Origin of the sequence: Paraburkholderia sp. 31.1 (genome assembly GCF_014397645.1) — a bacterium.
Lineage (GTDB): Bacteria > Pseudomonadota > Gammaproteobacteria > Burkholderiales > Burkholderiaceae > Paraburkholderia > Paraburkholderia tuberum.
The window spans coordinates 1-627 of record NZ_VZQN01000197.1; the positions used below are offsets into that span (position 1 = coordinate 1).

Sequence of the window (627 nt, forward strand, 5' to 3'; positions counted from 1 at the left end):
ATGATCGCAGCCTTGCGCCAAGAAAAACCGGCGCGCGGAAATCGGCGCACGACGCTTGCTGGCGGCAGCTATGTTCCCGAGGATTTGCGCATCCAATATCGCCCCGAGCAGATCGAGCAACGGTTGTTGCCGGGGCACTGGGAGGGCGACTTCATCAAGGGTGCGTTTAATCGTTCCGCCGTGGGCACGCTGGTCGAACGCAAGACGCGCTTCGTGATTCTGTGCCGCATGGATGGCTGTACGGCCAAGGATGCGCTGGAAGGCTTCTCGCGGCAAATGAAGAAGTTGCCGGCCTTTCTTCGCGAGAGCCTGACCTACGATCGGGGAACGGAAATGGCCTGCCATGTCGAGCTCTCCAGGCGGCTCAATATTGATATCTGGTTTGCTGATCCGCATGCGCCCTGGCAGCGCGGCAGCAATGAGAACACCAACGGCTTGCTGCGTCAGTTTCTGCCAAAGGGCACAGACCTTTCGACGCTCTCGCAGACCCAACTCAATGACATCGCCAAATTGCTTAACGGGCGGCCTCGCCAGACGCTCGGCTGGGACTCCCCCGAGGAAGCAATGGCTAAAGAGTTAGAGAAGGCTGGATTAGCTAAACGTTGCACTTGACTCTTGAGACTGCCC

General features: G+C 58.5%; 1 protein-coding gene. It reads left to right on the forward strand.

The annotated features are described in order from the left end of the window. Positions 1-612, forward strand: a 612-nt coding sequence (locus F6X37_RS35985; RefSeq protein WP_187614692.1) for an IS30 family transposase, incomplete at its 5' end; no start/stop codon positions are given. Between the last annotated feature and the right edge of the window lie 15 nt (positions 613-627).